17 protein-coding genes are annotated in these 23422 nt (G+C 71.9%); 4 read left to right on the top strand and 13 right to left on the bottom strand.

Annotated features, from left to right (window positions below):
* Positions 1-60: 60 nt before the first annotated feature.
* The 11 genes from ACGFZQ_RS03435 to leuA all read right to left on the bottom strand — a co-directional run bounded on the left by ACGFZQ_RS03435 (position 61) and on the right by leuA (position 12954).
* On the bottom strand, positions 61-987 hold the full coding sequence (locus ACGFZQ_RS03435) for a dihydrodipicolinate synthase family protein (RefSeq protein WP_393838949.1): 927 nt from the start codon (positions 985-987) through the stop codon (positions 61-63).
* Positions 987-1985, bottom strand: a complete 999-nt coding sequence (locus ACGFZQ_RS03430; RefSeq protein WP_393838948.1) for an oligopeptide/dipeptide ABC transporter ATP-binding protein — start codon at positions 1983-1985, stop codon at positions 987-989. Before ACGFZQ_RS03430 ends, ACGFZQ_RS03435 begins: the two co-directional genes overlap by 1 nt.
* Positions 1982-4006, bottom strand: coding sequence for a dipeptide/oligopeptide/nickel ABC transporter permease/ATP-binding protein (locus ACGFZQ_RS03425; RefSeq protein WP_393838947.1), 2025 nt, complete (start codon positions 4004-4006; stop codon positions 1982-1984). The genes ACGFZQ_RS03430 and ACGFZQ_RS03425 overlap by 4 nt, the downstream gene beginning before the upstream one ends.
* Entirely contained in the window at positions 4003-4962 is a 960-nt protein-coding gene (locus tag ACGFZQ_RS03420; RefSeq protein WP_393838946.1) for an ABC transporter permease, read from the bottom strand. The genes ACGFZQ_RS03425 and ACGFZQ_RS03420 overlap by 4 nt, the downstream gene beginning before the upstream one ends.
* 4 nt (positions 4963-4966) lie before the next feature.
* A complete protein-coding gene (locus tag ACGFZQ_RS03415; protein WP_393838945.1) occupies positions 4967-6571 on the bottom strand; it encodes an ABC transporter substrate-binding protein in 1605 nt (534 codons plus the stop codon).
* A 166-nt stretch (positions 6572-6737) separates the two neighbouring features.
* Positions 6738-7184, bottom strand: coding sequence for a nuclear transport factor 2 family protein (locus tag ACGFZQ_RS03410; RefSeq protein ID WP_393838944.1), 447 nt, complete (start codon positions 7182-7184; stop codon positions 6738-6740).
* Positions 7185-7423: 239 nt separating this feature from the next.
* A complete protein-coding gene (locus ACGFZQ_RS03405; RefSeq protein ID WP_393838943.1) occupies positions 7424-8371 on the bottom strand; it encodes a hypothetical protein in 948 nt (315 codons plus the stop codon).
* Entirely contained in the window at positions 8368-8901 is a 534-nt protein-coding gene (locus ACGFZQ_RS03400) for a SigE family RNA polymerase sigma factor (RefSeq protein ID WP_351731065.1), read from the bottom strand. The genes ACGFZQ_RS03405 and ACGFZQ_RS03400 overlap by 4 nt, the downstream gene beginning before the upstream one ends.
* A 111-nt stretch (positions 8902-9012) precedes the next feature.
* A complete protein-coding gene (locus tag ACGFZQ_RS03395; RefSeq protein ID WP_393839234.1) occupies positions 9013-10194 on the bottom strand; it encodes an exo-alpha-sialidase in 1182 nt (393 codons plus the stop codon).
* Between the two features lie 157 nt (positions 10195-10351).
* A complete protein-coding gene (locus ACGFZQ_RS03390) occupies positions 10352-11047 on the bottom strand; it encodes a TerB family tellurite resistance protein (protein ID WP_351731062.1) in 696 nt (231 codons plus the stop codon).
* A gap of 185 nt (positions 11048-11232) precedes the next feature.
* Positions 11233-12954 carry a 2-isopropylmalate synthase gene (leuA, locus tag ACGFZQ_RS03385; protein ID WP_393838942.1) on the bottom strand — a complete coding sequence of 574 codons (1722 nt, stop codon included), beginning with the start codon at positions 12952-12954 and terminating at the stop codon, positions 11233-11235.
* A 320-nt stretch (positions 12955-13274) separates the two neighbouring features.
* Here leuA and ACGFZQ_RS03380 point away from each other — a divergent pair, with 320 nt between their 5' ends.
* From ACGFZQ_RS03380 to ACGFZQ_RS03365, 4 genes are all read left to right on the top strand, one after another.
* Positions 13275-14339: a M4 family metallopeptidase gene (locus tag ACGFZQ_RS03380; protein ID WP_393838941.1), complete on the top strand. Its 1065-nt coding sequence runs from the start codon at positions 13275-13277 to the stop codon at positions 14337-14339.
* A gap of 21 nt (positions 14340-14360) precedes the next feature.
* Positions 14361-14627, top strand: a complete 267-nt coding sequence (locus ACGFZQ_RS03375) for a protealysin inhibitor emfourin (protein WP_351731053.1) — start codon at positions 14361-14363, stop codon at positions 14625-14627.
* Between the two features lie 71 nt (positions 14628-14698).
* Positions 14699-16081, top strand: coding sequence for a GH1 family beta-glucosidase (locus tag ACGFZQ_RS03370; protein ID WP_393838940.1), 1383 nt, complete (start codon positions 14699-14701; stop codon positions 16079-16081).
* Positions 16078-17331, top strand: coding sequence for an MFS transporter (locus ACGFZQ_RS03365; protein WP_393838939.1), 1254 nt, complete (start codon positions 16078-16080; stop codon positions 17329-17331). Before ACGFZQ_RS03370 ends, ACGFZQ_RS03365 begins: the two co-directional genes overlap by 4 nt.
* On the opposite strand, the gene ACGFZQ_RS03360 is transcribed toward ACGFZQ_RS03365, so the two are convergent.
* Entirely contained in the window at positions 17328-22382 is a 5055-nt protein-coding gene (locus ACGFZQ_RS03360) for a hypothetical protein (RefSeq protein ID WP_393838938.1), read from the bottom strand. The genes ACGFZQ_RS03365 and ACGFZQ_RS03360 overlap by 4 nt on opposite strands.
* Positions 22383-22409: 27 nt before the next feature.
* Entirely contained in the window at positions 22410-23318 is a 909-nt protein-coding gene (locus tag ACGFZQ_RS03355) for an S-4TM family putative pore-forming effector (RefSeq protein WP_393838937.1), read from the bottom strand.
* Positions 23319-23422: the final 104 nt, after the last annotated feature.

Genomic DNA, 23422 nt, shown 5'->3' with positions numbered 1-23422 from the left:
TGAGGTGGCGCTGCGTGCCTAGACTCGGCCGGAGTCTGTCCCGGGCGCCGGCGCGGCCGGCTACAGCAGCCCCGCTCCCGCCAGGAACTTCCCCACGCACTCGGTCTCCGCCGCCGACAGCGGTACCTGCGGTTCGGCCGTGGCGGGGCAGCCGATCACCCCCCGCAGGTGCAGCGCCGTCTTGAACGCTCCCAGCGCCGCCGAGCTGCCGCCCATCCGGGCCGGGTCCCCGACGCCGGTCATCCGGAAGAGCCCGCACAGCCGCTCCTGCTCCGCCCGCGCCCCCTCCCAGTCACCGGCCCGGCAGAGCCGGTGGAGACGGACGTAGCCGTCCGGGTCGACGTTGGCGAGACCCGGTACCGCCCCGTCGGCACCCAGTGCGAGGGCCGAGTCGACGGTCAGCTCGGAGCCCGTCAGCGCGCTGAAGCGGGGCAGGCTCCGGCTGCCGGTGACGACCTCGCGGAAGCCCGCCAGGTCGCCGCTGGAGTCCTTCAGCCCGGCCAGCACCCCGTCCGCGGCCAGTTCGAGGACCAGGCCGGCGGGGAGCTTGCTGTGGACGGCGGCCGGGATGTCGTAGGCGATCACCGGGACGGGCGAACGGCCGGCGACCAGACGGAAGTGGCGGGCGGTCTCGGCGGGGTGCGTGCGGGTGTAGAAGGGCGCGGTGACGACGACCGCGTCCGCGCCGGCGGAGGTGACGGACTCGACGTGGTCCAGGACCCGGGGTGTCGTCATGTCGATCACGCCCGCCAGCACCGGGAGCCGCCCGGCCGCGTGCGTCACCACGGTCTCGGTGACCAGCCTGCGCTGCCGGTCCGTCAGATACGCCACCTCGGACGTCGAGCCGAGGACGAACAGGCCGTCCACCCCGGCCGCCACCAGATGGTCGACGAGCCTGCGCAGGGACGGGACGTCCACCTCGCGGTCCGGTGTCAGGGGGGTGCAGACGGGCGGTACGACACCGGTCAGCGGGATGGTCAGGATCATCAGGGCTCCCTGGGCAGGCGGTGGCTCGGCTGGTCCTCCTCCAGTGGATGGTGGCAGCGGTAGCGGTGAGCGGTGCGTGACGCGGCCGTGAAGTCAGGCATGCGGACGGCGCACTCGTCGTCCGCCTTCCAGCAGCGGGTACGGAACGGGCAGCCGGACGGCGGCCGGGTGGCCGAGGGCACCGGACCGGTGAGCGGGATGGGGTCGATCGGGCGGAGCAGGCCGGGGGTGGCCGAGAACAGGGCCCTGGTGTACGGGTGCCGTGCGTGCTCGGTGACCTCGGCGGCCGGGGTCTCCTCGACGATCCGGCCCAGGTACATGGTGATCACCCGGTCGCTCATCCGCCGTACCGTCTGGATGTCGTGGGAGACGAAGACCATGGCGAGGCCGAGCCGTTCGCGCAGGTCGAGGAGGAGGTTGAGGATCTGGGCGCGGACCGAGACGTCCAGGGCGCTGGTCGGTTCGTCGGCCACCACCAGGTCGGGGTCCAGGGCCAGCGCCCGGGCGATCGCCACCCGCTGGCGCTGGCCGCCGGAGAGCTGGCCCGGCAGGGCTTCGGCGAGGGCCCGGGGCAGACCGACCAGGCCCATCAACTCCCGTACCCGCTCCTCCCGTTCGGCCCGGGTGCCGCGCCCGTGGACGTCCAGCGGGTCGCGGAGGACACGGCGTACCGGCAGCCGGCGGTTGAGGGCCGTCGACGGGTCCTGGAAGATCATGCCGGTGCCGGCGCCGACGGTCGAGCGGCGTTCGGGCCCCGGCATCGCCCACAGGTCGCGGCCGTGGAAGGTGACCGTGCCGGCGGTCGGCCGCTGGATGCCGACCAGCACCTTCGCCAGCGTCGACTTCCCGCACCCCGACTCGCCGACCACGCCGACCGTCTCGCCGGGCGCCACGGTGAGGTCGGCGCCGGTCAGCGCGTACACCCGGTCCCGGCCGAACACTCCTCCGCCGCGGGCCCGGTGGACCACGTGGACGCCGGACAGCTCCACCGCGCTCATGTCACCGCCTCCGTGGTCGCCAGGTCGACGGCCGGGTGGTGGCAGGCCGCGGTGTGGATGCGGGAGCCGACGAGGTCCGGTGCCGTCGTACGGCAGACCTCGCTCGCCGCCGGGCAGCGGTCCGCGAAGCGGCAGCCCGCCGGGAAGTCGGCCGGGGACGGCACCACGCCCCTGATCTGGGTCAGCCGCTCGGCCCCGGACTCCAGCGACAGCACGCTGCCGAGCAGGCCGCGGGTGTAGTGGTGGGTGGGGGCGGCGACCAGCTCCGCAGTGACGCCGGTCTCGACGATCTGTCCGCCGTACATCACCACCACCCGGTCGGTGACGTCCGCGACCAGGGCCAGGTCGTGCGAGACGAGGATCAGCGCGAAGCCGAGTTCCTCGCGGAGGCGCAGGAGGAGTTCCATCACCTGGGCCTGGACGGTGACGTCGAGGGCGGTGGTCGGTTCGTCGGCGATGATCAGGCGGGGGTCGCGGGAGAGGGCCATCGCGATCAGGACGCGCTGGCGTTGGCCGCCGGAGAGTTCGTGGGGGTAACTGGGGAGGGTGCGGGTGGGGTCCAGGCCGACGAGGGCGAGGAGCTCGGCGGGAGTGCGGTGGCCGCCGCGCCGGGTGAGCTGCTTGAGCTGGGCGTTGACGGTCATGGAGGGGTTCAGGGAGGACAGGGCGTCCTGGTAGACCATCGCGAGTTCGTGGCCGAGGAGGCGGCGGTGGGGGGTGGTGAGGTCGACTGGCGGGTGCGGGTGCGTTGTGGCTGGTCGCGCCCGCGCGGCGGCAGCCGCATGTTCGGTACCGCCCCGCGCCCCTTTGGGGGCGAACCAGATCTGCCCGTTTACCCGTGCCGTCTTCGGCTGCAGGCCCATGATCGTCAGGGCCGTCAGGGACTTGCCGCAGCCGGACTCCCCCACCAGACCCAGCACCTCACCCGGATGCACCTCGAAGCTGATGCCGTCGACGATGTTCACGCCCCGGTGGCGGTCGGGGAAGCCGATGGCCATCTTCTCCACGGCAAGTACCGGTCGGCCGCCCGGAACGGGGGGCCGGGCGCGGGCGCGCAGCCGCTCGCCCGCCTCCGTCAGGCCGGGCAGCTCCAGGACCCCGCCCCGCTCGACGGTCTCCACCGGATCGGCCCCCGTCGGCTCCGTCTCCCGCGGCGCCGGTGACGCCCACGCGTCCGAGACGCCCTCGGAGAGGATGTTCAGGGAGAGGACGGTGAGCAGGATCAGCAGGCCGGGGAAGAGGGTCGCCCACCAGCCTCCCGTCAGCACCATGTTCCTGCCGTCCGCGATGACGCTGCCCCAGGACGGGTCCGGGGGCCGGACGCCCGCGCCGATGAAGGACAGGGACGCCTCGAAGACGATGGCCTCGGCGACCTGGACCGTGCAGAAGACCAGGACGGGGGCGGCGCAGTTGACGGCCACGTGGCGGAGCACGATGTGCGGGGTGCGGGCGCCGATCACGCGTTCCGCGGTGACGTAGTCCTCGCCGTACTGGTCGAGGACGTTCGCCCGGACCACGCGGGCCACCGGTGGGGTGAAGAGGAAGGCGATCGCGCAGATCAGGACCGTGATGCCGCCGCCGAAGACGGCGACCAGGACGGCCGCCAGCGCGATGCCCGGGAACGCCATCACCACGTCCAGGCAGCGCATCAGCGTCTCGTCGACGCCCTTGCGGGAGGTGGCCGCGAGCGCGCCGAGCAGCGCGCCGGCGACCAGGGCGAGGCCGGTCGCGCCGAGGCCGATGGCGAGGGACCAGCGGGCGCCGTACATCAGCCGGCTGAGGATGTCCCGGCCGAGGCTGTCCTGGCCCATCCAGTGGCCGACGGAGGGGTGCCCGGTGCCGTCGGCGGGGGCCTGCTGGGCGAGCGGGTCGTCGGGGGCGAGCAGGGGCGCGCACACCGCCACCAGGACGACCACGGCCAGGAAGGCGAGGGCCGCCCTGGACAGCGGGGACAGCCTGCGCAGCCGTACGCCGGGACGGGCCAGGGCGGCGGTGAGGGCCGCGCGGGTGAACGTCGTCATGTCGCCTCCCTCAGACGGGGGTTGACCAGCAGGTAGAGGACGTCGATGACGAGGTTGACGACGACGAAGCCGGTCGCGGTGGTGAGGACCACGCCCTGGACGACGGCCGGGTCGCCGTTCTGCACGGCGTCGATCATCAGCTTGCCCATGCCGGGCAGGGCGAAGATGGTCTCGATGACGACGGCGCCGCCGAGGAGGTAGCCGACCCGCAGGCCGAGCACGGTCAGCGGGTTGACGAGCGCGTTGCGCAGGACGTTGCGGCCGACCACGACATGGGGCGGCAGGCCGCTGCCGATCGCCGTGCGGACGTAGTCCCGGTCGAGTTCCTCGACGACCGAGGTGCGGACGATCCGGGTGAGCTGGGCGGCGACCGGGAGGGAGAGCGCGAGGGCGGGCAGGGCCATGGTCTTCAGCCAGCCGGTGACGGAGTCCTCCGGGTTGATGTAGCCGCCGGACGGGAACCAGCCCCGGTCGACCGCCAGGTACTGGATCATCAGCAGCGCCAGCCAGAAGGCGGGGGCGGCGACGCCGATCAGGGAGAGGACGCGGATGACCTGGTCCGGCCAGCGGTCCCGGTGGATGGCCGCCGTGACACCGCCGGCCAGCGCCAGGACGACCGCGATGCCGAGGCCGAGGAAGGTCAGCTGGAGGGTGAGCGGCAGGGCGGTGGCGACCTGGTCGAGGACCGGGGTGCGGGTGAGGGCGCTGGTGCCGAGGTCGCCGTGGAACAGGTCGCCGACGAAGTGGACGTAGCGCAGGGGCAGGGCGTCGAGGAGGCCGTTGCGTTCGCGGAAGTCGTGGAGCTGTTGCGGGGTGGGGTTGGCGCCCTGGAAGAACGCGGACGCCGGGTCGACGTCGGAGAAGCGCATCACCAGGAACACGAACAGGGCGATGCCGAGCAGCAGCGGCACCAGCAGGGCGATGCGGCGCAGCAGGATGCGCAGGACGGCGTTCATGCCGTCAGACCCACTTGGCCGTCAGGACGTTGATGCCCGGGTAGGGCTGGGCCCTTATGCCGGTGAGCCTGCGCGGGTCCCAGGCGGTGATCAGCTCGTTGTGGACGACCGGGTAGAGGACGGCCTGTTCGGCGACGATGTCGATGTAGTCCTGGATCATCGTCTTCTTCTTGTCCGGGTCCGGTTCGCGGGTGGCCGCGTCCATGTCCTTGAAGAGCCGTTTCGCCACAGCGTTGTCGGCCCATCGGGCGTAGCCCATCCAGAGGTTCTCGGGGCCGTAGTTGTAGTGCATGACCAGGTCGGCGTCGAGGCCGAACTGGTTGGGGTTCGAGACGGCGGCGACGACCTGGTAGTCCTGTTTCTGGTCCATCTTGGTGAACACGGCCGTGGTCTCCTGCGGGGACAGGGTCGTGGCGACGCCGATCGCGTCCCAGGACGACTTGATGGTGGGCAGGCAGTCGACGATCCAGCTCACGTTGACGGCGAGGATGTTCACGTGGAGTCCGCTGACCCCGGCGGCCCTGAGGAGCGCCTTCGCCCGGCCGGGGTCGTAGTCGTAGACCGTCTTCGCCCTGCGGTAGCCGGGGTTGGTCTCGTTCAGGAACGAACTCGCCGGTTTTCCGTGGCCCTTGAGGGCGACCTCGATGATCTTGTCCTTGTCGATGGCGTGGTGCAGGGCCTGGCGGACCCGGACGTCGTCGAAGGGCTTGTGCCGGGTGTTGAACATCAGGAACAGGTTGTTCATCCCGGCGCCGCCGCCGACCGACAGTCCGCCCTGTTCGAGGCGGGTGATGTTGGCGTAGGGGATGTTGTCGGAGATCTGCGCGCCCGCGTCGACGCCGGAGATTCTGGCCACGCGTGAGGCCGCGTCGACGATCGTCAGCCAGTTCATCCGCCGGAAGGCGGGCCTGCGGGGGCCGTTGTAGCCGTCGTACGCGGCGAAGGTGGTGTTCGACTTCGGGTGGTGCCCGGTCTGCCGGTACGGTCCCGTGCCCACCGCGAGTCCCTTGATCGCGTCGTCCCAGGCGCCGGGCCGGGAGAACACGTGCTCCGGCATGATCTTGGCGAGGGTGAGGCGGGCGATCCCGTCCGGGAAGGGGAACCTGAGGACCAGGTCGACGGTCCGGGTGTCGACCCTGCGGACCTCCTTCAGCCAGCCGGCGAAGAAGCCCTTGGCGAGGGTCTGGGTGCCCGGGTCGAGGATCCGGTCGAAGACGAAGACCACGTCGTCGGCGGTGACCGGTTTCCCGTCGTGGAAGGTGGCGTCCGGGCGCAGGGTGAACCGCCAGGTGGTGGCGTCCGGGTCGGCGGGCAGCCGGGTGGCCAGCGCCGGATAGGGGGCGCGGGTGAGGGGATCCGTGTCGGCCAGGCCCTCGTAGATGTGGTTGTTGGCGGCCATCGCGAACGCGGACGCGGTCTGGGTCGGGTCCCAGCTGCCGTCGTTGCCGTAGCCGATCACGGCCGTCAGGGTGCGGTCGGTGCCGCTGCCGCCGAGGTCGATCGTGGACTTGGGTCCGCAGGCCGTCAGTGCCGTCAGCGAGGCGGCCGCGCTCAGGGCCCCGGCGTGTTTCAGGAACGTCCTGCGGCCGTGGGTCGCCTCGTCGCGCACGGTGCCTCCAGCGTGGGGGAAAGGAGACGTCGGACGTCATGTGTAAGCGCGACCATAAGAGGGCGTTTGGGGGCGGTCAAGGCAGCACACACGAATGGCGTAAACCGCCAGAGGTCGGACCAATGGCGGTGCGAGAGAACACGGAAAGGGCAGCGGTCGGCGCTGGTCACCGGGGCGGCGACCAGCGCCGGAGGGGCTGTTCGGGAGCGGTCAGCTGGGCGGCCACCGCGGCGCCGTCCAGCCACACGTTCTCCCGGGAGATCCTGCCGTCGCGGAACTCGAAGACATGCAGGATCCGGAAGGTGATCCGGCGGCCGTTGCCCGGAATCCCCAGGAAGGAGCCCGGGACGGTGCCCGTCATCACGTTTTCCATGGTGACGGCGTCGTCGGAGTAGTAGGTGTGGGTGCGCTCCTCGCTCTCGGTGCGGAAGTCCTTGCACAGCTGCCGGTAGAAGTCGAGCGCCGCCGGGATGCCGTGCTTCGGGCCGTTCGGGTCGCCTACGACGTCGTGCTCGATGTCGTCGGTGTACACGGCGACCGACCCCTCCGGGTCACCGCGCTCCTCGGCACTCAGATGCGCCTGGATCAGCTCTTCCATCTCGGCGGTTGTCATGGGTCATGCGCTGGGCGGCACAGGCCCTGCTGGACACGGCGCTGCGGGAGGCCGCGGGGTAGCTAGGCCCTGTCGTCAAATTCCCGTCGTCCGCCCGGAGGGCGGGCCCCGCGGCGTCAGGTGCGTGCTCTTGGCGTGCCGGGCCCTGAGCCTCGTACTGGACGTACTTGGGTCAGGGCCCGGTGCGGCGAGAGTGCGTGCATGGCGTCGCGGGGCAGACGGGAATTTGACGACAGGGCCTAGGGCAGCGTCTTCTCGTAGGACCCGTCCTGGTCCGAGTCGTAGACGAGCTTTCCGGTCCAGTCGTAGCCCCTGAGGCGGGGTGCCTCGGTGACCTGCCGGTGCTGCAGGGTGCCGGTGGCGACGAACCAGCCGTGGTCCAGCACGGCCTTGCTCGTGCTGCCGCCGTAGGAGACGGTCACCTTGCTGACCGAGCTGCGGTAGCCGCCGATGACACCCCACCGGAACGGCAGCTTCCAGTGACCCTTGTCGAGGTACGACTGCTGGTACAGCTTCCCGGCGTTGATGTCCGGGACCACGGCCACCGGGGAGTCGCCGAACGGGTCGCCGAGGCTGGTGTTCAGCCCCTGCGCCTCGCCGCCCTTCACCGTGCAGATCAGCCGGGCCGGCGTCGGCTTCTCGCGCACGGCGACCACGGAGATGCCGTCGCCCGGTGCGTTGGAGTCGCCGGTGCTCTTCATCGCGAGGATGATCCGGTAGTCGGCGGCCGTGCCGAGGTCGGTGTGGCCGGGATCCCCGGCGACCCGGTTCGCCTTGTCGTAGGCGATGCACTTGCCGAGCCCGGCGGCGGCGTTCTCGTAGGTGACACCGTCGAGAAGCTGCCCCGCGGTGGCGGGCCGCGCGGGGCCCGGCACGGACGGCGTGGACGGTGCGGACGGCGTCGGGCGCGCGCTGGTCCGCACGGACGGCTCGGGCCGCGCCGGGCTCACCGCACCGCCGCCACCGCCGCCGATCGCGTACGCGCCGACCGGCACCACCGCCAGGGTCGCCAGCGCCACCCCGGTCACCCCGAGACGCCGCCGCCGGCGCTCCAGCATGCCCCGCCGCCGGATCTCCGGGTACGGCACCGGTGGCGGCCGGAGTGCCGACGCGTCCCCCGCCAGCAGCGCCCGGACCCGGTCCTCGAAGTCCGGCTCGGCCTCCGCGCCCTGCTTCTCGCCGCTCACCTGGTGCCTCCCTGTCCGGATCCCGCGTGGCTCATGGTCTGCGCGAGCCCCGGAAACGTACGCAACTTCGCCAGGCCCTTGGACGCCTGGCTCTTGACCGTGCCGGGGGAGCAGCCGAGCACGTCGGCGACCTCCGCCTCGGACAGGTCCTCCCAGTACCGAAGCACCACCACCGCGCGCTGCCTGGGCGGCAGTTCCGCCAGGGCGGCGAGCAGCGTGCCGCGCTCGTCGGCCCGGGAGACCGCGTCGTCGTGCTCCGCGCGCTCGGGCGGGGCGGCGGTCAGCGACTCGGTGACCCGCCGTTTGCGGAACCGGTCGCTGTTGCAGCTGACCAGCATGCGGCGGACGTACGCCTCCGGGCGGTCGGTCCCGGAGACCCGGCGCCACGACCGGTACGCCTTCGCCAGCGCGGTCTGCGTGAGGTCCTCCGCGTGGTGCGGGTCGCCGGTGAGCAGATAGGCGGTCCGTACGAGATGGGACCACCGCGCTCTGACGAATTCCTGGAACTGGGCCTCGAGTTCGGCCTGCATCAGCCACCCCCTCGCCCTCCAGACCACCGGCCGGGCCGATTCGGTTGCCCGGTTCACGGCGACGGCCGGCTCACGGCCACGACCGGCTCACGGCCGGTTCGCGGCCCCGGCTCACTCCCGGGGTGCCGCGACCCGCCGGAACTCGATCGTGTCGTAGGCCGTCCGCGTCCCCGTCTCGTACAGCACCCCCACCGTGCTCCCGTCCACCTGGACCAGGTCCGAGTAGGCCGCCTTCCGGCCGGACAGGGTGAGGAGCTTGTCGAAGCTGAGGCCCTCGTCCGTGCTGGTCCACAGGGCCATGGCCTGGCGGGCCGTCGGGATCGAGGGGGCCGAGAAGAGCAACGGGGCGCCCGGCCCCTGGAGTTGGAGGACCGAGCCCTCGACCACCGGGACCCGGCGCAGGGTCGGCTGGACGGTGAACTGCGCGTCCAGGGTCTCCGCGCCGTCGCTCGACCAGGCGTCGAGGCGGTTGCCGGGGCTGGTGCCGTTCTGGTCGCGGGCGTTGAAGTAGATGCGGCCGTCGGGGAGTTGGGCGGCGGTCGTCTCGTTGGCGTTGTCGCGGCCGGTGTAGGAGTCGTCGACGAAGCCGAGGTGCCAGCTGCGGCCGCCGTCGTCGCTGTAGATCGCGTGACCGCCGTAGTACCTGGCCTCCCGGCCGGTGTCGGAGGAGCCGGGGCGCGGTGGGCCGGAGTGGTCGGCGGCGACGACCAGGCGGCCGCGGTGCGGTCCCTCGGTGACGGCGACGGCATGGCCGGGGCCGGTGGCGTACCAGCGCCAGCCCGGGGGTTTCACCTGGGCCGTGATCTCCCGCGGGGCGGTGAAGGACCGGCCGTCGCTCCGGCTGCGCTGCACGAACACCCGGCGGCTCTGCTCCTTGGTGACCTGGCCGCGCATGATCTGGTCCTCGCTCACCGAGCCGTCGTTGTAGGAGGTCACCAGGACGATGTCGCCGGTGCGCGGGTCGACGACGGGTGCCGGGTTGCCGCGGGTGTTCCCCTCGCCGTCGGCCACCACCTGGAGCGGGCCCCAGGTGCAGCCGCCGTCGGAGGAACGTCTCAGCACGACGTCGATGTCACCGCTGTCGCCGGCGGTGGTGTGCCGGCCCTCGGCGAAGGCGAGCAGGGTGCCGTGCCAGGTGCGGACGACGGCCGGGATGCGGTACTGGGTGTAGCCGCCCTCGCCGGAGGCATACGGCACCGAGGAGTCGCAGGTGGCCGCCCAGGCCCTGGGTTCGACGGCGAACGCCCCGAGCAGCAGGGCGGCGGCGAGGGAGATCCGGCTCGCGCGGGTCACAGGAGACACATGGCTCACCCTTCCATGTTCCTCCCCTCCGCCTTCACCGCACCCTCGCAACGTCCGAACGGGTCACGCGGTTTGGCACACCGTCAGGTGTACGGGCCGGGCCCCACAGACGGATCAGGAGGCTGCGCGGGCCGTGTTCCGCCGCGGCTCAGGAGGGGGTGCGGGCCGCCGCCAGCAGGCGGGTCACGTCGTCGGCGCAGATGGTCAGGGCCGCGCCGACCGTGCCGAGGACCTCGCGTTCGGCGTTGGTGTAGGGGCCGTCGGCGAGTGCGATCCGGGCGGCCTGGAGGAGCAGGGACTCGCGGCCGGCGGGGGCGAGGTGCGGGGCCAGCGGGTCGAGGGCCTCGTGCAGCTCTATCGCGAGGCTCGCCCCGCACGGCTGCCCGAGGAGCCGGCCGGTGTCGGCGGCGAGCGCGTCGACGAGCGCGCTCAGCTGTTCCTCCGTGACGTCCTCGAAGCCGGCCGCGCGGACCGTGGCCGCGGCCGTCTCCAGGGCCGTACGGGCGCAGGCGCCGCCCGCGGCGAGGAGGGCGAGGGCGACGGTGTGCACGGCGTCGCGGAGCATCGCCGAGAAGCGGGAGGTGGTGGGGTGGTCGAGGACGTCGGTGCCGTAGTGGTGACGGCAGGCGGCGCACTCCACGACCGGCCCGGTGGTGCCGCGCGGCAGCACGGGTACGCCGAGCAGGGTGAAGCGGCGGCGGCCGGTGAGCCGCTGGTAGTTGCGGTCGCCTCCGCAGCCGGGGCAGAAGAACTCGCCGTCGCCGACGGGTGTCCATGCGGTGCGGGTGCCCAGAATGCGGGCAGGCCTGGCGGTTCGGCCGTCTCGTCCCCGTACTGGCAGCACGTCGCACCTCCTTAACGCCGTGGCAACATCGCCACCGCTGGCGTGATGTTAGCCACATCGGTGAGGTGGAGTCAGTACCCCGTACGAGACCTTTCCGTGACCTCCACGGCCGGATGGCCGGTAAACGACGGGGCCCCGATCGCCGTACAGCGCGATCAGGGCCCTTAAACCGCCGGTCAGAACGGTTATCGCGTCGCGCGGTTGACGGCCGAGACGACCGCCTTCAGCGACGCACGCGTCGTGTTCGCGTCGATGCCGATTCCCCACAGAACCTTGCCGTCGATCGCGCATTCGATGTACGAGGCGGCCTGCGCGGAGGCGCCCTCGCTCATCGTGTGCTCCTGGTAGTCCAGGAGCCGTACGTCGATGCCCAGCCCCTGCAGCGCGTCGAAGAACGCGGAGATCGGGCCGTTGCCGGAGCCCGTCAGGACGGTGTCCTCGCCGTCGACGGTGGCCTCGACGGTGAGGGTGTCCACCCCGTCGGTGTCGGTGGTCGACTGTCCCGTCCGCACCTGGACACGGCCCCAGGGGTTCTCCGGGTTGGGCAGGTACTCGTCCCGGAAGACCGCCCAGATGTCGGAGCCGGTGACCTCGCCGCCCTCGGCGTCCGTCTTGGCCTGGATGAGCCTGGAGAACTCGATCTGCATCCGGCGCGGCAGGTCCAGCTTGTGGTCGTTCTTCAGGACGTAGGCGATACCGCCCTTGCCGGACTGCGAGTTGACCCGGATGACGGCCTCGTAGGAGCGGCCGACGTCCTTCGGGTCGATCGGCAGGTAGGGCACGGCCCACTCGATGTCGTCGACGGTGACGCCCTGCGCGGCCGCGTCGGCCTCCATGGCGTCGAAGCCCTTCTTGATGGCGTCCTGGTGGGAGCCGGAGAAGGACGTGTAGACCAGGTCGCCCACGTACGGGTGGCGCGGGTGGACCTCCATCTGGTTGCAGTACTCCCACGTACGACGGATCTCGTCGATGTCGGAGAAGTCGATCTGCGGGTCGACGCCCTGCGAGAACAGGTTCATGCCCAGGGTGACCAGGTCGACGTTGCCGGTGCGCTCGCCCTGCCCGAACAGGCAGCCCTCGACGCGGTCGGCGCCGGCCATCAGCGCCAGCTCGGCGGCGGCGACGGCGGTACCGCGGTCGTTGTGCGGGTGGATGGACAGCACGACGTGCTCGCGGCGGGAGAGGTTGCGGTGCATCCACTCGAAGCGGTCCGCGTGCGTGGACGGCGTCGAACGCTCCACGGTGGCGGGCAGGTTGAGGATGATCTCGCGGCCCGGACCCGGCTGGTAGACGTCCATGACCGCCTCGCAGACCTCCAGCGCGAAGTCCAGCTCGGTGTCCGTGAAGATCTCCGGCGAGTACTGGTAGCCGAACTCCGTCTCCGGGCCCAGCAGCTTCTCCGCGTACTCCATCACCAGGCGGGTGCCGTCGACGGCGATCTGCCTGATGTCGTCCTTGGAGCCGCGGAAGACGACCCGGCGGAAGACCGGGGCGGTGGCGTTGTACAGGTGGACGGTGGCCCGCCGGGCGCCCTTCAGGGACTCCACGGTCCGCTCGATCAGGTCCTCGCGGGCCTGGGTCAGCACGGAGATCGTGACGTCGTCCGGGATCGCGCCCTCTTCCTCGATGATCGAGCGCACGAAGTCGAAGTCGGTCTGGCCGGAGGCGGGGAAGCCGACCTCGATCTCCTTGTAGCCCATCTTCACCAGCTGGTCGAACATCCGGCGCTTGCGCTCGGGCGACATCGGGTCGATCAGGGCCTGGTTGCCGTCGCGCAGGTCGGTGGAGAGCCAGCGGGGGGCGGTGGTGATGCGCTGCTGGGGCCAGGTGCGGTCCGGGATGTCGACCTGCTCGTAGCGGCCGTACTTGTGCACCGGCATGGTGGTGGGCTGCTGGCGGTTCGCCATGATTGCGGGGCTCCTCAGGGTGTCCGGAAGGACGGCCGACGACGCAACGCGAAGCTCCGCGGGGAGGGAGTCGACCTGGACTACAGGCCCTCGCCGCGGCAGCTAAGAAGAAGCAGCCCGAAACGCATGATGCTCCGCATGCTAGCCGAGCCCCCTCCGGACGCGGGGCGCCGTATCAGTATGCGGGACCGCCGGGAGGAATGGGACAAATAGTGCGCCATACCACTCCCACTCACAGAGGGTGGTCAATTGTCACCGTATTTCACCAATCATGGTTGCGGGTAGTGACAGCGAGATAACTCAGTGCGATGGTGCGGTCCATGACGACCAACGGGGGCCACAGGCCCATCTTCTGCACCATCGTGCCGCCGCACATCCTCGACCACCTCGCCACCCACGAGGACCGGGAGCTCGCCGGCTCCGCGCTGCGCACCCTCCAGCAGGACGCCGCGCAGCGCACCCGCCGCCGGATCACCACGGTCCGCGGCGCCGTCGCCCCGACGGCGACGGCCGCCACCGGCACCCCGCACCGCACGATCTACGACGCCGGGCACGGCACCGACCTGCCCGGTGCCAAGGTCCGCGACGAGGGCTCCGAGCCCGGCCAGGACGCCAGCGTCAACCGCGCCTACGCCGGCCTCGGCGCCACCTTCGAGCTGTACCTGACGGCGTACGAGCGGGACTCCATCGACGGCGAGGGGCTGCCCCTCGACGCGACCGTGCACTACGACGTCGACTACGACAACGCCTTCTGGAACGGCGAGCAGATGGTGTTCGGCGACGGCGACGGGCAGATCTTCACCGACTTCACCAGCTCCGTCGACGTCATCGGCCACGAGCTCACCCACGGCGTCACCCAGTACACCGCCAACCTGGAGTACTACGGCCAGTCCGGCGCCCTCAACGAGTCGGTCTCGGACGTCTTCGGCTCGCTCATCAAGCAGCACTCCCTCGGCCAGAGCGCCGACCAGGCGGACTGGCTGATCGGCGAGGGCCTGCTCGCCCCGGGCGTGCACGGCGTGGCCCTGCGCTCGATGAAGGCCCCGGGCACGGCGTACGACGACCCCCGCCTCGGCAAGGACCCGCAGCCCGCGACCATGGCGGAGTACGTGAAGACCAACCGGGACAACGGCGGGGTGCACATCAACTCCGGCATCCCCAACCACGCCTTCTACCTCCTCGCCAGTGCGCTCGGCGGCAACGCCTGGGAGCGGGCCGGGCTGATCTGGTACGACGTGCTGACCGGCGGCGAACTGCGGTCGGACGCCCGCTTCACGGACTTCGCGAAGCTCACCGTGACGGCGGCCAGGGCCCGCTTCAAGGAGGGCGAGGAGACCGAGGCGGTCCTCAAGGCGTGGGCGCAGGTGGGTGTGCAGACCGGCTGATCCCGTACTACACAGGGACCCATGCGTATTCAGGTGAGGCGTACGGGCGGGTTCGCGGGCATCGAGCGGCGGGCCGAGGTGGACACCTCGGGCCGGCCCGACGCCCATGAGTGGCAGGCCCTGGCCGAGCACGCGCTCGCGGCCGGCCGGGGCACGCCGCCGCCCGGGGTGCCGGACGGCTTCGCGTACCAGATCACGGTGGACGGGCGGACGGTGTACGCGGCCGATCCGCGGCTGACCTCCGAGCAACGCGAGCTGATCTCAAGGGTATTGAAGGAGGGCGCCTAAGCGGTACCGGTAACGGGTAGTTCACGTCCGGACGTTGACTTCTGTTACCGGTGGTAAGGATGATCCCGGCCATGGCGACTGACGCGGTCCATCCGATACCCGGTATCCCTGGTCTCCCCGGTTTCCCCGGTTTCCCCGACGGCTTCCTCTGGGGTGTGTCGACCTCGGCCCACCAGATCGAGGGCGCGGCCGACGAGCGCGAGCCCTCCGTGTGGGACGTGTTCTCGGCCGAGCCGGGCCGGATCAAGGACGGCTCGACGGCCTCGGTGGCCTGCGACCACTACCACCGCCACCGCGAGGACGTGGCCCTGCTGGCCGGCCTCGGCGTGGACGCGTACCGCTTCTCGGTCTCCTGGCCGAGGGTGCGCTCGGCGGGCGGCCTGGACTTCTACGACCGGCTGGTGGACGAGCTGTGCGCGGCGGGCGTACGGCCGGTCCCGACCCTCTTCCACTGGGACCTGCCGACGACTCTGCACGAGAAGGGCGGCTGGCTGGAGCGGGACACCGCCGCGCTCTTCGCCGACTACGTCTCGACGGTCGCGGACCGGCTCGGCGACCGGGTCAAGAAGTGGATCACCCTCAACGAGCCCGCCGAACACACCCTGTTCGGCCACGCGCTGGGCGCCCACGCCCCCGGCGAACAGCTGATGTTCGACGCGCTCCCGGTCGCCCACCACCAGCTCCTCGCCCACGGTCTGGCCGTACGGGCACTGCGCGCGGCCGGCGCCGCCGACATCGGCATCGCCAACTCCCACGGCCCCACCTGGCCGGCCTCCCAGGAGCAGCCGGACCTGGAGGCGGCCGGCTTCTACGACCTCCTCCTCAACCGGCTGTTCGCGGAGCCGGTGCTGCTGGGCGAGTACCCCGACGGCATGGGCGACCTGATGCCGGGCGATGTCGCCGCGGACCTGAAGGTGATCGCCGAGCCGCTCGACTGGTACGGCGTCAACTACTACGCCCCGACGAAGGTGGGCGCCCCGCAGGGCACCGAGATCGAGTTCGGCGGGCTGACCCTCCCCGCCGAACTCCCCTTCTCCGTCCAGGACATCGAGGACGTGCCGGTGACGGACTTCGGCTGGCCGGTGGTCCCGGAGGGCCTCACGGAACTCCTCACCGGCTTCCGGGACCGCTACGGCGACAAGCTCCCGCCGATCGTCATCACCGAGAACGGCTGCTCCTACGAGGGCGTCGACGACCAGGACCGTATCGCCTACCTGGACGGCCACATCCGGGCGCTGCACCGGGCGGTGGCGGCCGGGGTGGACGTGCGCGGCTACTTCGTCTGGTCGCTCCTGGACAACTTCGAGTGGGCCGAGGGGTACGCCCGCCGCTTCGGTCTGGTCCACGTGGACTACGACACCCAGGCGCGGACGCCGAAGTCGTCGTACGGCTGGTTCCGGGACCTGATCCGGGCCCAGAGATCCCAGGCGCCGAGATCCCAGGCGCAGGGATGACGACGACGGGGGCGCCGGCCGCGCTGGCGGAACCGGCCGAGAAGGTCGGCCGGGGCTGGACGTCGGCGCTCTCCCTCGCCAACGGGGCGATCTGGGTGGGCTGGTACGGCCCCCTGCAGATCCTCCTCGCCTCCCAGGCCAAGGACTTCGCGCCCGGCTCCGGGATGTCGAAGGAGACGATGCTGGCCTGGGTGACGGGCGTCGGCGCGGTGGTGTCGCTGGCGGCGAACCCGCTCTTCGGCGCGCTGTCGGACCGTACGACGTCCCGCTGGGGCCGCCGGACGCCGTGGATCGTCGCCGGCACGGCGGGCGGGGCGCTGTCGCTGCTGCTCCTCGCGGGCGCCGGCGGCATGTGGACGATGATGCTGGGCTGGTGCCTGGTCCAGCTGACGCTGAACGCGGCCTTCGCGGCGGTGACGGCGGCGGTGCCGGACCGGGTGCCGAGGGGCCAGCGGGGTTCGGTGGGCGGCTGGCTGGGGGCCGCGCAGATCCTCGGGGTGGTCGGCGGCACGGGGCTGGCGACGGCCGCCGGGGGTGTCGGGGCGGGCTATGTGGCGTGCGCGGTGTTCACGGCGGTGGGCGTGCTGCCGTACGTGCTCCGCCACCCGGATCTGCGGCTGGCCCCGGAGGACCGGCCGCCCTGGTCCCGGCGGGGCTTCCTGGCGGGCTTCTGGCTGAGCCCGCGCCGCTATCCGGACCTGGGCTGGGCCTGGCTGACCCGGTTCCTGATCAACCTGAGCAACGCGCTGGTGCTGCTGTACCTCCTCTACTACCTGCGGGACCGCCTGCACTACCACGACCCCGACCAGGGCGTACTGATCCTGACGGCGGTGAACGGGCTGACGCTGATGGCGACGGTCGTGGTCGGCGGGGTCTGGTCGGACCGGGTGGGCCGGCGCAAGCCGTTCGTCATCTGGTCGGGGATGCTGATGGCGGCGGCGACGGCGCTGCTCGCGGCGTGGCAGACCTGGCCGGGGGCGATCGTCGCGGCGGCCCTCCTGGGCGTCGGCTTCGGCGTGTTCACCTCGGTCGACTTCGCCCTGATGACGGACGTCCTGCCGAAGGCCCTGGACCGCGGCAAGGACCTCGGCGTCATCAACGTGGCCAACGCCCTGCCCCAGGTCGCGGCGCCCGCCCTCGCCGCACCGGTCGTCACGTACCTGGGCGGCTACCGGGTGCTCTACCTGGCGGCGGCGGTGATCGGGCTGGCGGGGGCGGGGCTGGTGGGGCGGATACGAGGGGTGGACTAGGGGCGGTCGGCCGGGGACGGAAGCCAGCGCTGCCGACTGCTCTCGGTGCTCAGGAGGGTGCCGACGCGAACCGTCTCGCGGATCATGTCCGGCCATGGGCTGCTGTCCGCGATCGCCAGCAGGTGGGCCGACGGATCGTCGGTGCGCTTGCGGATACCGGCCCGGATCAGCACCCGCAGGATCTCCTGGGGACCTTCCCAGGAACCTTCCACGAGTTCCTTCCACTGCTCCCCCGTGGCCCGTTCGGCGAGGCCGGAGAGCGGGCGGTACCAGCGCTGGGCCAGCGACATCACCTGCCCCCGCGAAAGCGCACGCAGGGTCCCGGCGGCCGCGTTGACCATGACGACGGCGTCCTGGGGCGAGACCTCGGTGAGCCGCTCGACGAACCGCCCCACCACCGTCACGTCGTCCACCTCGGTGGCCCGCGCCAGGTGACTCAGCGCGCTCGAACACGCCTGGGCGATCTGCCGGGGCGTGCGCAGCTGGTGGTGCCGGCACACCAGGCCGGTCAGGCAGCGGCGCGCCACCACTTGGACGTCCGTGTGCCAGCCCTTGCCCGGCCCGCTCCGCCCCTGCGTGTAGGCAGTGGACGTGAAACCGCGCAAGGTCTCCTCCAGGTGCCGCCACTCCGGTGTGCCGAGCGCACCGTTGGGGCTGTGGTCGATGACCGTCTCGACCAGCATGAGCGCAGCGCGCACCTGATGTGGGTGGCCACCCCTGGCGAGGGTCTCGTCGAGGAGGCGGGCGCTGGGAGGTTCGAGGACACCCCTGACGACGAGTCTGCCGCGCAGCAGGAAGGACCGCTTGGCGTTCGTCGAGCCGTACGCGCCGGTCCACGTGGCATCGCACAGCCGCTCCAGGGTGTCGGCGTGGCGGTGCAGCGCGGCGGTCAGTCGCCGGTCGACGTCGGCTCCGGGCCGCCCCAGCGCCTCGTTCAGCCAGCCCGGGTCCAGACGGGGGTCCAGGGTGCCTTGGGCGAGCAACTCGTCCAGCAGTTCGGGATGTTCGGGTACCAGCCGCTGCAGATTGAGCGCGATCTTCTGGTCCTCCGGGGTCACCCCCTGCTTGCGGCCGGCACCCTCGACGCGGCCCTTCCGCACGCGGTCGGCGCGCCACAGCCGCAGGGCGCTTCGCGCATGCGGGTGCCCGGCCGCCGCGGCGGCCACCAGCAGCTGGACGGCGCCCTGGTCGGAAAGCCAGATCCGGCGCAGTCTCGCCTCCGCCTCCGGCCCCCCGGGGTCGTGGTCCGCCCGGTCGCCGCCCCCCGGCCATGCCTCCGCCACCAGCCGGGCCGTGGCGGCCACGTCGAGGTCGCGGCTCCAGGTGTGCTCCGCCAGCCGGTGGGCGAAGGAGACGGGGGTGACGGGGCTGTCGAGGGCCCGCAGTTCCTCGGCCAGCCAGGCGCGGACCGTGGCCGTGGCCCCGGATTCCTGGCCGGAGGTCCGGCTCGACGGGGTGTCGCCGCCGAGCGTGGCGGCGTCGCCGTCCGCGGCGGTCAGCAGCGGCAACAGCAGATGGTCGGTGAGCAGCGGCATGGCCGGCGGCCCCGCGGTCCGTGCCACGACCTCCAGCAGATGCCGCACCTCGTGGACGGGCGCCCGCAGCATCATCTCGCCCACCGCGCGCACCTGGGGATAGGACATCGCGTCCTCCGGCCGCCGGACGGCCGCGGTCAGGACGGCAGCCGGCGACGGCGGCCGATCACCGGTGAGCCACGAGGTGGTCGTCAACCGGCCCAGCGCAACCTGGAGTTCGAAACCCTCCTTGTTGCGCGGGCGCTCCCGGCCCCAGCGGTGCCGGACCACGGGCCGGACCGCCGGGTAGGGGCGTTCCGGCCAGTCCTGCCGCCGCGCCGCGAGCCGCAGACAGCGGGCCATCGGCGCCAGGTCGCTGTACGGATCCGTCAGCAGTGTGCGCAGCCGGGGCCACACCCACTCCGGCCGCTTCGGCGCCAGTGCCTCCAGCACGGCCAGGAACCTGAAGACCTCCGACTTGTGCCGGTTCAGCAGCCAGGCCCACAGGCATTCCCGGGGAGCGCACCGGACGCCGCGGCAGCCGCCGTTGCCGTGGACCGCGAACGGGCAGGCCGCCTCGATGACCGAGATCACGCTCGCGGGCAGGCTCTCCGCAAGCCGGCTCAGGACTACGAGCAGGGGCTGTCTCAGCTCCTCGTGCCCGCCGCGCCAGATCCCGAGCAGTTCGTCGACGATCCGGTCGTGATCCCGGTGGCAGGCCGTGGGCAAGGCTTCCAGGTAGATCCTGCCCAGCACCGGGGGCAGCGCGGCGACGGCGGGCCCGAAGTGCCGCCGCAGCAGCGTGTCCGGCGCCGGCAGCCTGGCGTAGACGCGTATCTGCAGAGCGCGCAGACCGTGCAGTTCGGGCGGACCGTCCTGGGTCGCGGCGAACAGGGCGGTCAGCAGGGCGGTGGCCGCCTCGGCGACCCGGCCGCCTGCGCGGCCGGCCTGGACGAGGGCCTGCTCGGCGACGGCCATCCGGAACTGGTCGTCGGGGTGCGTCCGCAGCCAGTCGAGCAACTGGGCGAGCGGAGAGGGACCGCCGTCCGGCACGACGGTCCGGGAGAGACCGCGGCCGGCAGCGTACTCGAACAGGGTCTGGTGGAAGTAGGAGTACCGCTCCGTGGCGTCCGCGCCCAGGCGCTCGATCACCCCGCGCGTCACCAGCCCCTGGAGGTCGCCCAGCAGGTCCGGGCTCCGGGACTCCGCGGGCAGGCTCGTTCCGACTTCCGCGGCGGTGAGGTCCAGACGGCCTTCCTGGAGCATCAGCCGGGCCACCCCCTCGCCGGCCGCGGAGAGATCGGGCGTCCGCGCCGCGCCCGCCTCCGGAGTGTCCCCGGCCCGCCGGTCCCGGCCGACGCGGTGCTCCCAGTACAGGTCGTACAGGGTGGTGGCGTCGATCTCCTCCACCAGCGGCAGCCTGGGCGCGAAGGTCTCGAACAGCATGCGCAGGGTCAGCGGGGCCCGGCACACCTCGCGCATCGGCAGGCCCCGCACCGCGGCGTTCGCGACCGTGCGGCAGACCTCGTCCACCGAGACCTCGGTCTGGCCCTCGTAGAAGTAGCGGGCGTGCGAGCGGATGGCCGCCTCCTGCTCGCGCGGACTGTAGGGGCCGAGTGTCTTCCACTCGGGGACGAATTCGGCCACGTACGGCCGCAGGACGCGTGCCTCCTCCTTCCGGCAGGTCATCAGCACGCTTACGGCGTGCTCGGCGGCGACGGTGAGCAGGTCCTGCACCAGGACGAGGCCAGAGGTGTCGGAGACGAGCAGGTCGGCGGTGTCGAGGAGAAGGACCGCCTGGCCCCGCAGCTGTCGGCAGGCGGCGCGCACCGTCTCCAGCGTGAGTCCGGTGCCCGGTGACGTGTTCCACAGGTCGCCGGCGCGCAGGAAATAGGGGCGTGGCCCGTGGATGTCCGCCGCGAGTTCGTGGTGGAGTCGCCAGAGCAGCGTGGTCTTGCCCGTGCCCGGCTCGCCGGTCACACACGCCGAGCGGCCGTCGGCCAGTACGCCGAGGAGTGACCGCTCCAGGTCCCGGGGGACGGCGAGCGCGGTGAGATCCAGCGGGTGCGCGCCGACGCCGGAGGCGTCCTGGTGGCCCGCGGCAATCACGGCGGTGCGGCTGTAGACCTGTAACCGGCGGAGTTCCTCGGGCGGGTCCGGGACGGGCGGGACGGTCGCGCGGACGACCGGTGCCGGGGGATCCACCGATGGCGCGGGCCCCGTGGACCGCTGCCCGCGCGGGTCATGGGCGTTGGACGACGGAGCCTGCGGGGCGGCCGGCGGGGGCGGGCCGATCGTCCGTCCCCTGGGGAACGGGCCGTCGTGGTGAGGGCTCAGCAGTTCACCGCCGGCATGCGCCGCCAGCCGGAAGTACCACCACCGGCCGGCGTCCCCCATGTTCTCGTACGTGGTGAACCGCAGTCCCGTGGCAACGAGGGAGAGCAGGAACTGGGCGGCCCACACGTCGTACAGACCGCCCTTGGCCGCTTCGGTACACGTCTGACGGACCGCACGCACCAGGCGGCACGTCGCGGGCGGGATGCCGTCCGCGAGATCCTGGTGCGGACGCACCAGATACCGGAGCAGGATGTCGCCGCCGCCGGCCGCCGCCGCCCGGACGTCCGGGGCCAGGGCGGACAGGAGCAGCATCGCGACGTCCCTGGAGAGCAGCGCGTCGTCCGAGAACGTGGCCAGGTCGATGAGCTGGAATTCCTGGTGCCGGAGGACGCCTTCCCAGCGCGGCACCAGGATGTTGTGCAGATGGAGATCGCCGTGCGCCTGCCCGCGTGCCACATAGAGGTCCGGATCGGGCAGTTCGGGGTGGCCGGCGGCCATCGCCAGGGGATTCGGCAGGTCCCGGCCGTCGAGCCGGATCCAGGCCGTGTCCGCCTCCAGATGGGTGATCCGCGCGCCGTAGGCGAGCGCCGAGCCACCGCGCGAGACGAGTTCGCCGAGTTCACCGCGCAGCAGGTCCGTGACGTCCGTGGTCGCGGGGTTCCGGACTCCCGGGCCGTCGTTCCATTTCGTCAGCAGCCAATTCGTCACGAAGGCACAGGCGTCGGGGAGTTCACCGGCCCCCAGACCCGCCATCGTGTCCACCTCGTACAGGCTCTCGCCCGCCGGGGACTGGAACGTCAGCATGCGGCCGTCCCCCACCGGCCACGTCCAGAGCAGTTCAGCCACGTGATCCGGTGCTGTGCGACGGGCACGGGCATGGACATGCCCCTCGTCGGACTGCTCGGCGGCGGACACCTTGACCACCACGGCTCCCGGGAAGGGGGCGACGAACACCGCGGTCAGCAGGGCTCCGCTGGCGCTCACCCCGGTTGGCCGCCAGGCGGGGACGAGCGGCCGTACCGTGCCGCCGTGCGCTCCCTTCCTCGCCCACTCGACCAAGGCGTCGGAGGCCGAGGCGTCGTCGAAGAGATTCCTGAGGCCGGCCTCGCCCTCCACCATGCCTTCCCCCGTCCGGGACCTGTTCGTGCCCGCCGCCGTGGGCGGCACACCCCCGGTGAGCCCGGTGATCGCCGTCGGCATGCCGCGTCGTACCAACCTGCCACAGAATCAACCGGGTTGTGGTGTCGTACGGCCGACAACACTCTGCAGATGCCCCATCGCGGCCTGGAAGTCCGCCCGGTCCGTGTTCTTGAACCGGCGGAAGAACCAGTCCGGCACCCGGGTGTGCCGCTGCCGGGACTGGAAGATCACGTCCTGGACCTGCCGGGCGAAAGTCAACAGGGCGACCGGGTCGTCGGCGGCGGCGACCCTGGTCTCCAGCAGTGCCATCACCCGCTCCCGCTCCGCGGCCACCTCCCACTGCGTCCGGCACACGTCGAGGCATGTCATCACCGCGCCGAGCGAGGGCACGTACCACAGCAGCAACAGGTCGAGCACGCTCATGCGCGCCGTGAGGCCCACCACCAGCCCCAGGGCCAGCCAGGCGATCATCACCGTCAGCAGGGTCCGGGCGTACCGGCGGCGGACCCGGGCACCCCAGCCGAGGTTCTGCTGCTGGCAGGCGAGCACGTCGTAGGGACACGGCAGTTCGGGGATCTCGTAGTAGTCACGCAACTCCGCCTCGTCGCCCCTGAAACGCCGGCTGAGGAAGTTGACCTGCTGGGGTGCGGGCGGGGGGCCGACCATCGCGCTGTTCCACTCCAGACGGAACAGCCGGACGTCGAACAACTCCTGGAGGAGCGCCGCGCGGCGGGCCTCGTTGCTCTCCCACGAGGTGAGGCCGACGGAGTATGCCACGGCCCAGAGTCCGCCGAGTACCGTCACGGAGACGGTGAGTTCGGGCAGCAGCGCGGTGGCGAGTCCGGCAGCCGCCAGCAGCAGTGAGACACCCGTGCGGGCGTTGGCCAGCCGCTGGGCCCTGTGGTGGGAGACCGTCATAGCGCGCAGCCGGTGCCTGGATGCCTCGGCGTTCTGTTCCGACAGTATGCGGGAGCCTCCGGCCGGCTCACTGCCCATGACGTCCCCCTCGTCCTCGGCTGACTTGTCAACTGTGCCCGCGGGTACCCCGGATGTACACATGGCCAGGCGTTCGGGGGCCGCCTCGGCGGTGGCAGAATGGC

Origin of the sequence: Streptomyces sp. NPDC048254, from assembly GCF_043201895.1 — a bacterium.
GTDB lineage: Bacteria > Actinomycetota > Actinomycetes > Streptomycetales > Streptomycetaceae > Streptomyces.
Note: the sequence above shows the minus strand (reverse complement) of the source record. Positions and strands in the feature narration are given on the sequence as shown.

Excerpts from the sequence above, each read along its gene's own strand:
- ACGFZQ_RS03375 (WP_351731053.1), top strand. The coding sequence starts at position 14,361 with ATGCGTATTCAGGTGAGGCGTACGGGCGGGTTCGCGGGCATCGAGCGG.
- ACGFZQ_RS03380 (WP_393838941.1), top strand. The coding sequence starts at position 13,275 with ATGACGACCAACGGGGGCCACAGGCCCATCTTCTGCACCATCGTGCCG.
- ACGFZQ_RS03420 (WP_393838946.1), bottom strand. The coding sequence starts at position 4,962 with ATGAACGCCGTCCTGCGCATCCTGCTGCGCCGCATCGCCCTGCTGGTG.
- leuA (WP_393838942.1), bottom strand. The coding sequence starts at position 12,954 with ATGGCGAACCGCCAGCAGCCCACCACCATGCCGGTGCACAAGTACGGC.
- ACGFZQ_RS03370 (WP_393838940.1), top strand. The coding sequence starts at position 14,699 with ATGGCGACTGACGCGGTCCATCCGATACCCGGTATCCCTGGTCTCCCC.
- ACGFZQ_RS03400 (WP_351731065.1), bottom strand. The coding sequence starts at position 8,901 with ATGCAGGCCGAACTCGAGGCCCAGTTCCAGGAATTCGTCAGAGCGCGG.
- ACGFZQ_RS03430 (WP_393838948.1), bottom strand. The coding sequence starts at position 1,985 with ATGAGCGCGGTGGAGCTGTCCGGCGTCCACGTGGTCCACCGGGCCCGC.
- ACGFZQ_RS03425 (WP_393838947.1), bottom strand. The coding sequence starts at position 4,006 with ATGACGACGTTCACCCGCGCGGCCCTCACCGCCGCCCTGGCCCGTCCC.
- ACGFZQ_RS03360 (WP_393838938.1), bottom strand. The coding sequence starts at position 22,382 with ATGCCGACGGCGATCACCGGGCTCACCGGGGGTGTGCCGCCCACGGCG.
- ACGFZQ_RS03435 (WP_393838949.1), bottom strand. The coding sequence starts at position 987 with ATGATCCTGACCATCCCGCTGACCGGTGTCGTACCGCCCGTCTGCACC.
- ACGFZQ_RS03355 (WP_393838937.1), bottom strand. The coding sequence starts at position 23,318 with ATGGGCAGTGAGCCGGCCGGAGGCTCCCGCATACTGTCGGAACAGAAC.
- ACGFZQ_RS03365 (WP_393838939.1), top strand. The coding sequence starts at position 16,078 with ATGACGACGACGGGGGCGCCGGCCGCGCTGGCGGAACCGGCCGAGAAG.
- ACGFZQ_RS03410 (WP_393838944.1), bottom strand. The coding sequence starts at position 7,184 with ATGACAACCGCCGAGATGGAAGAGCTGATCCAGGCGCATCTGAGTGCC.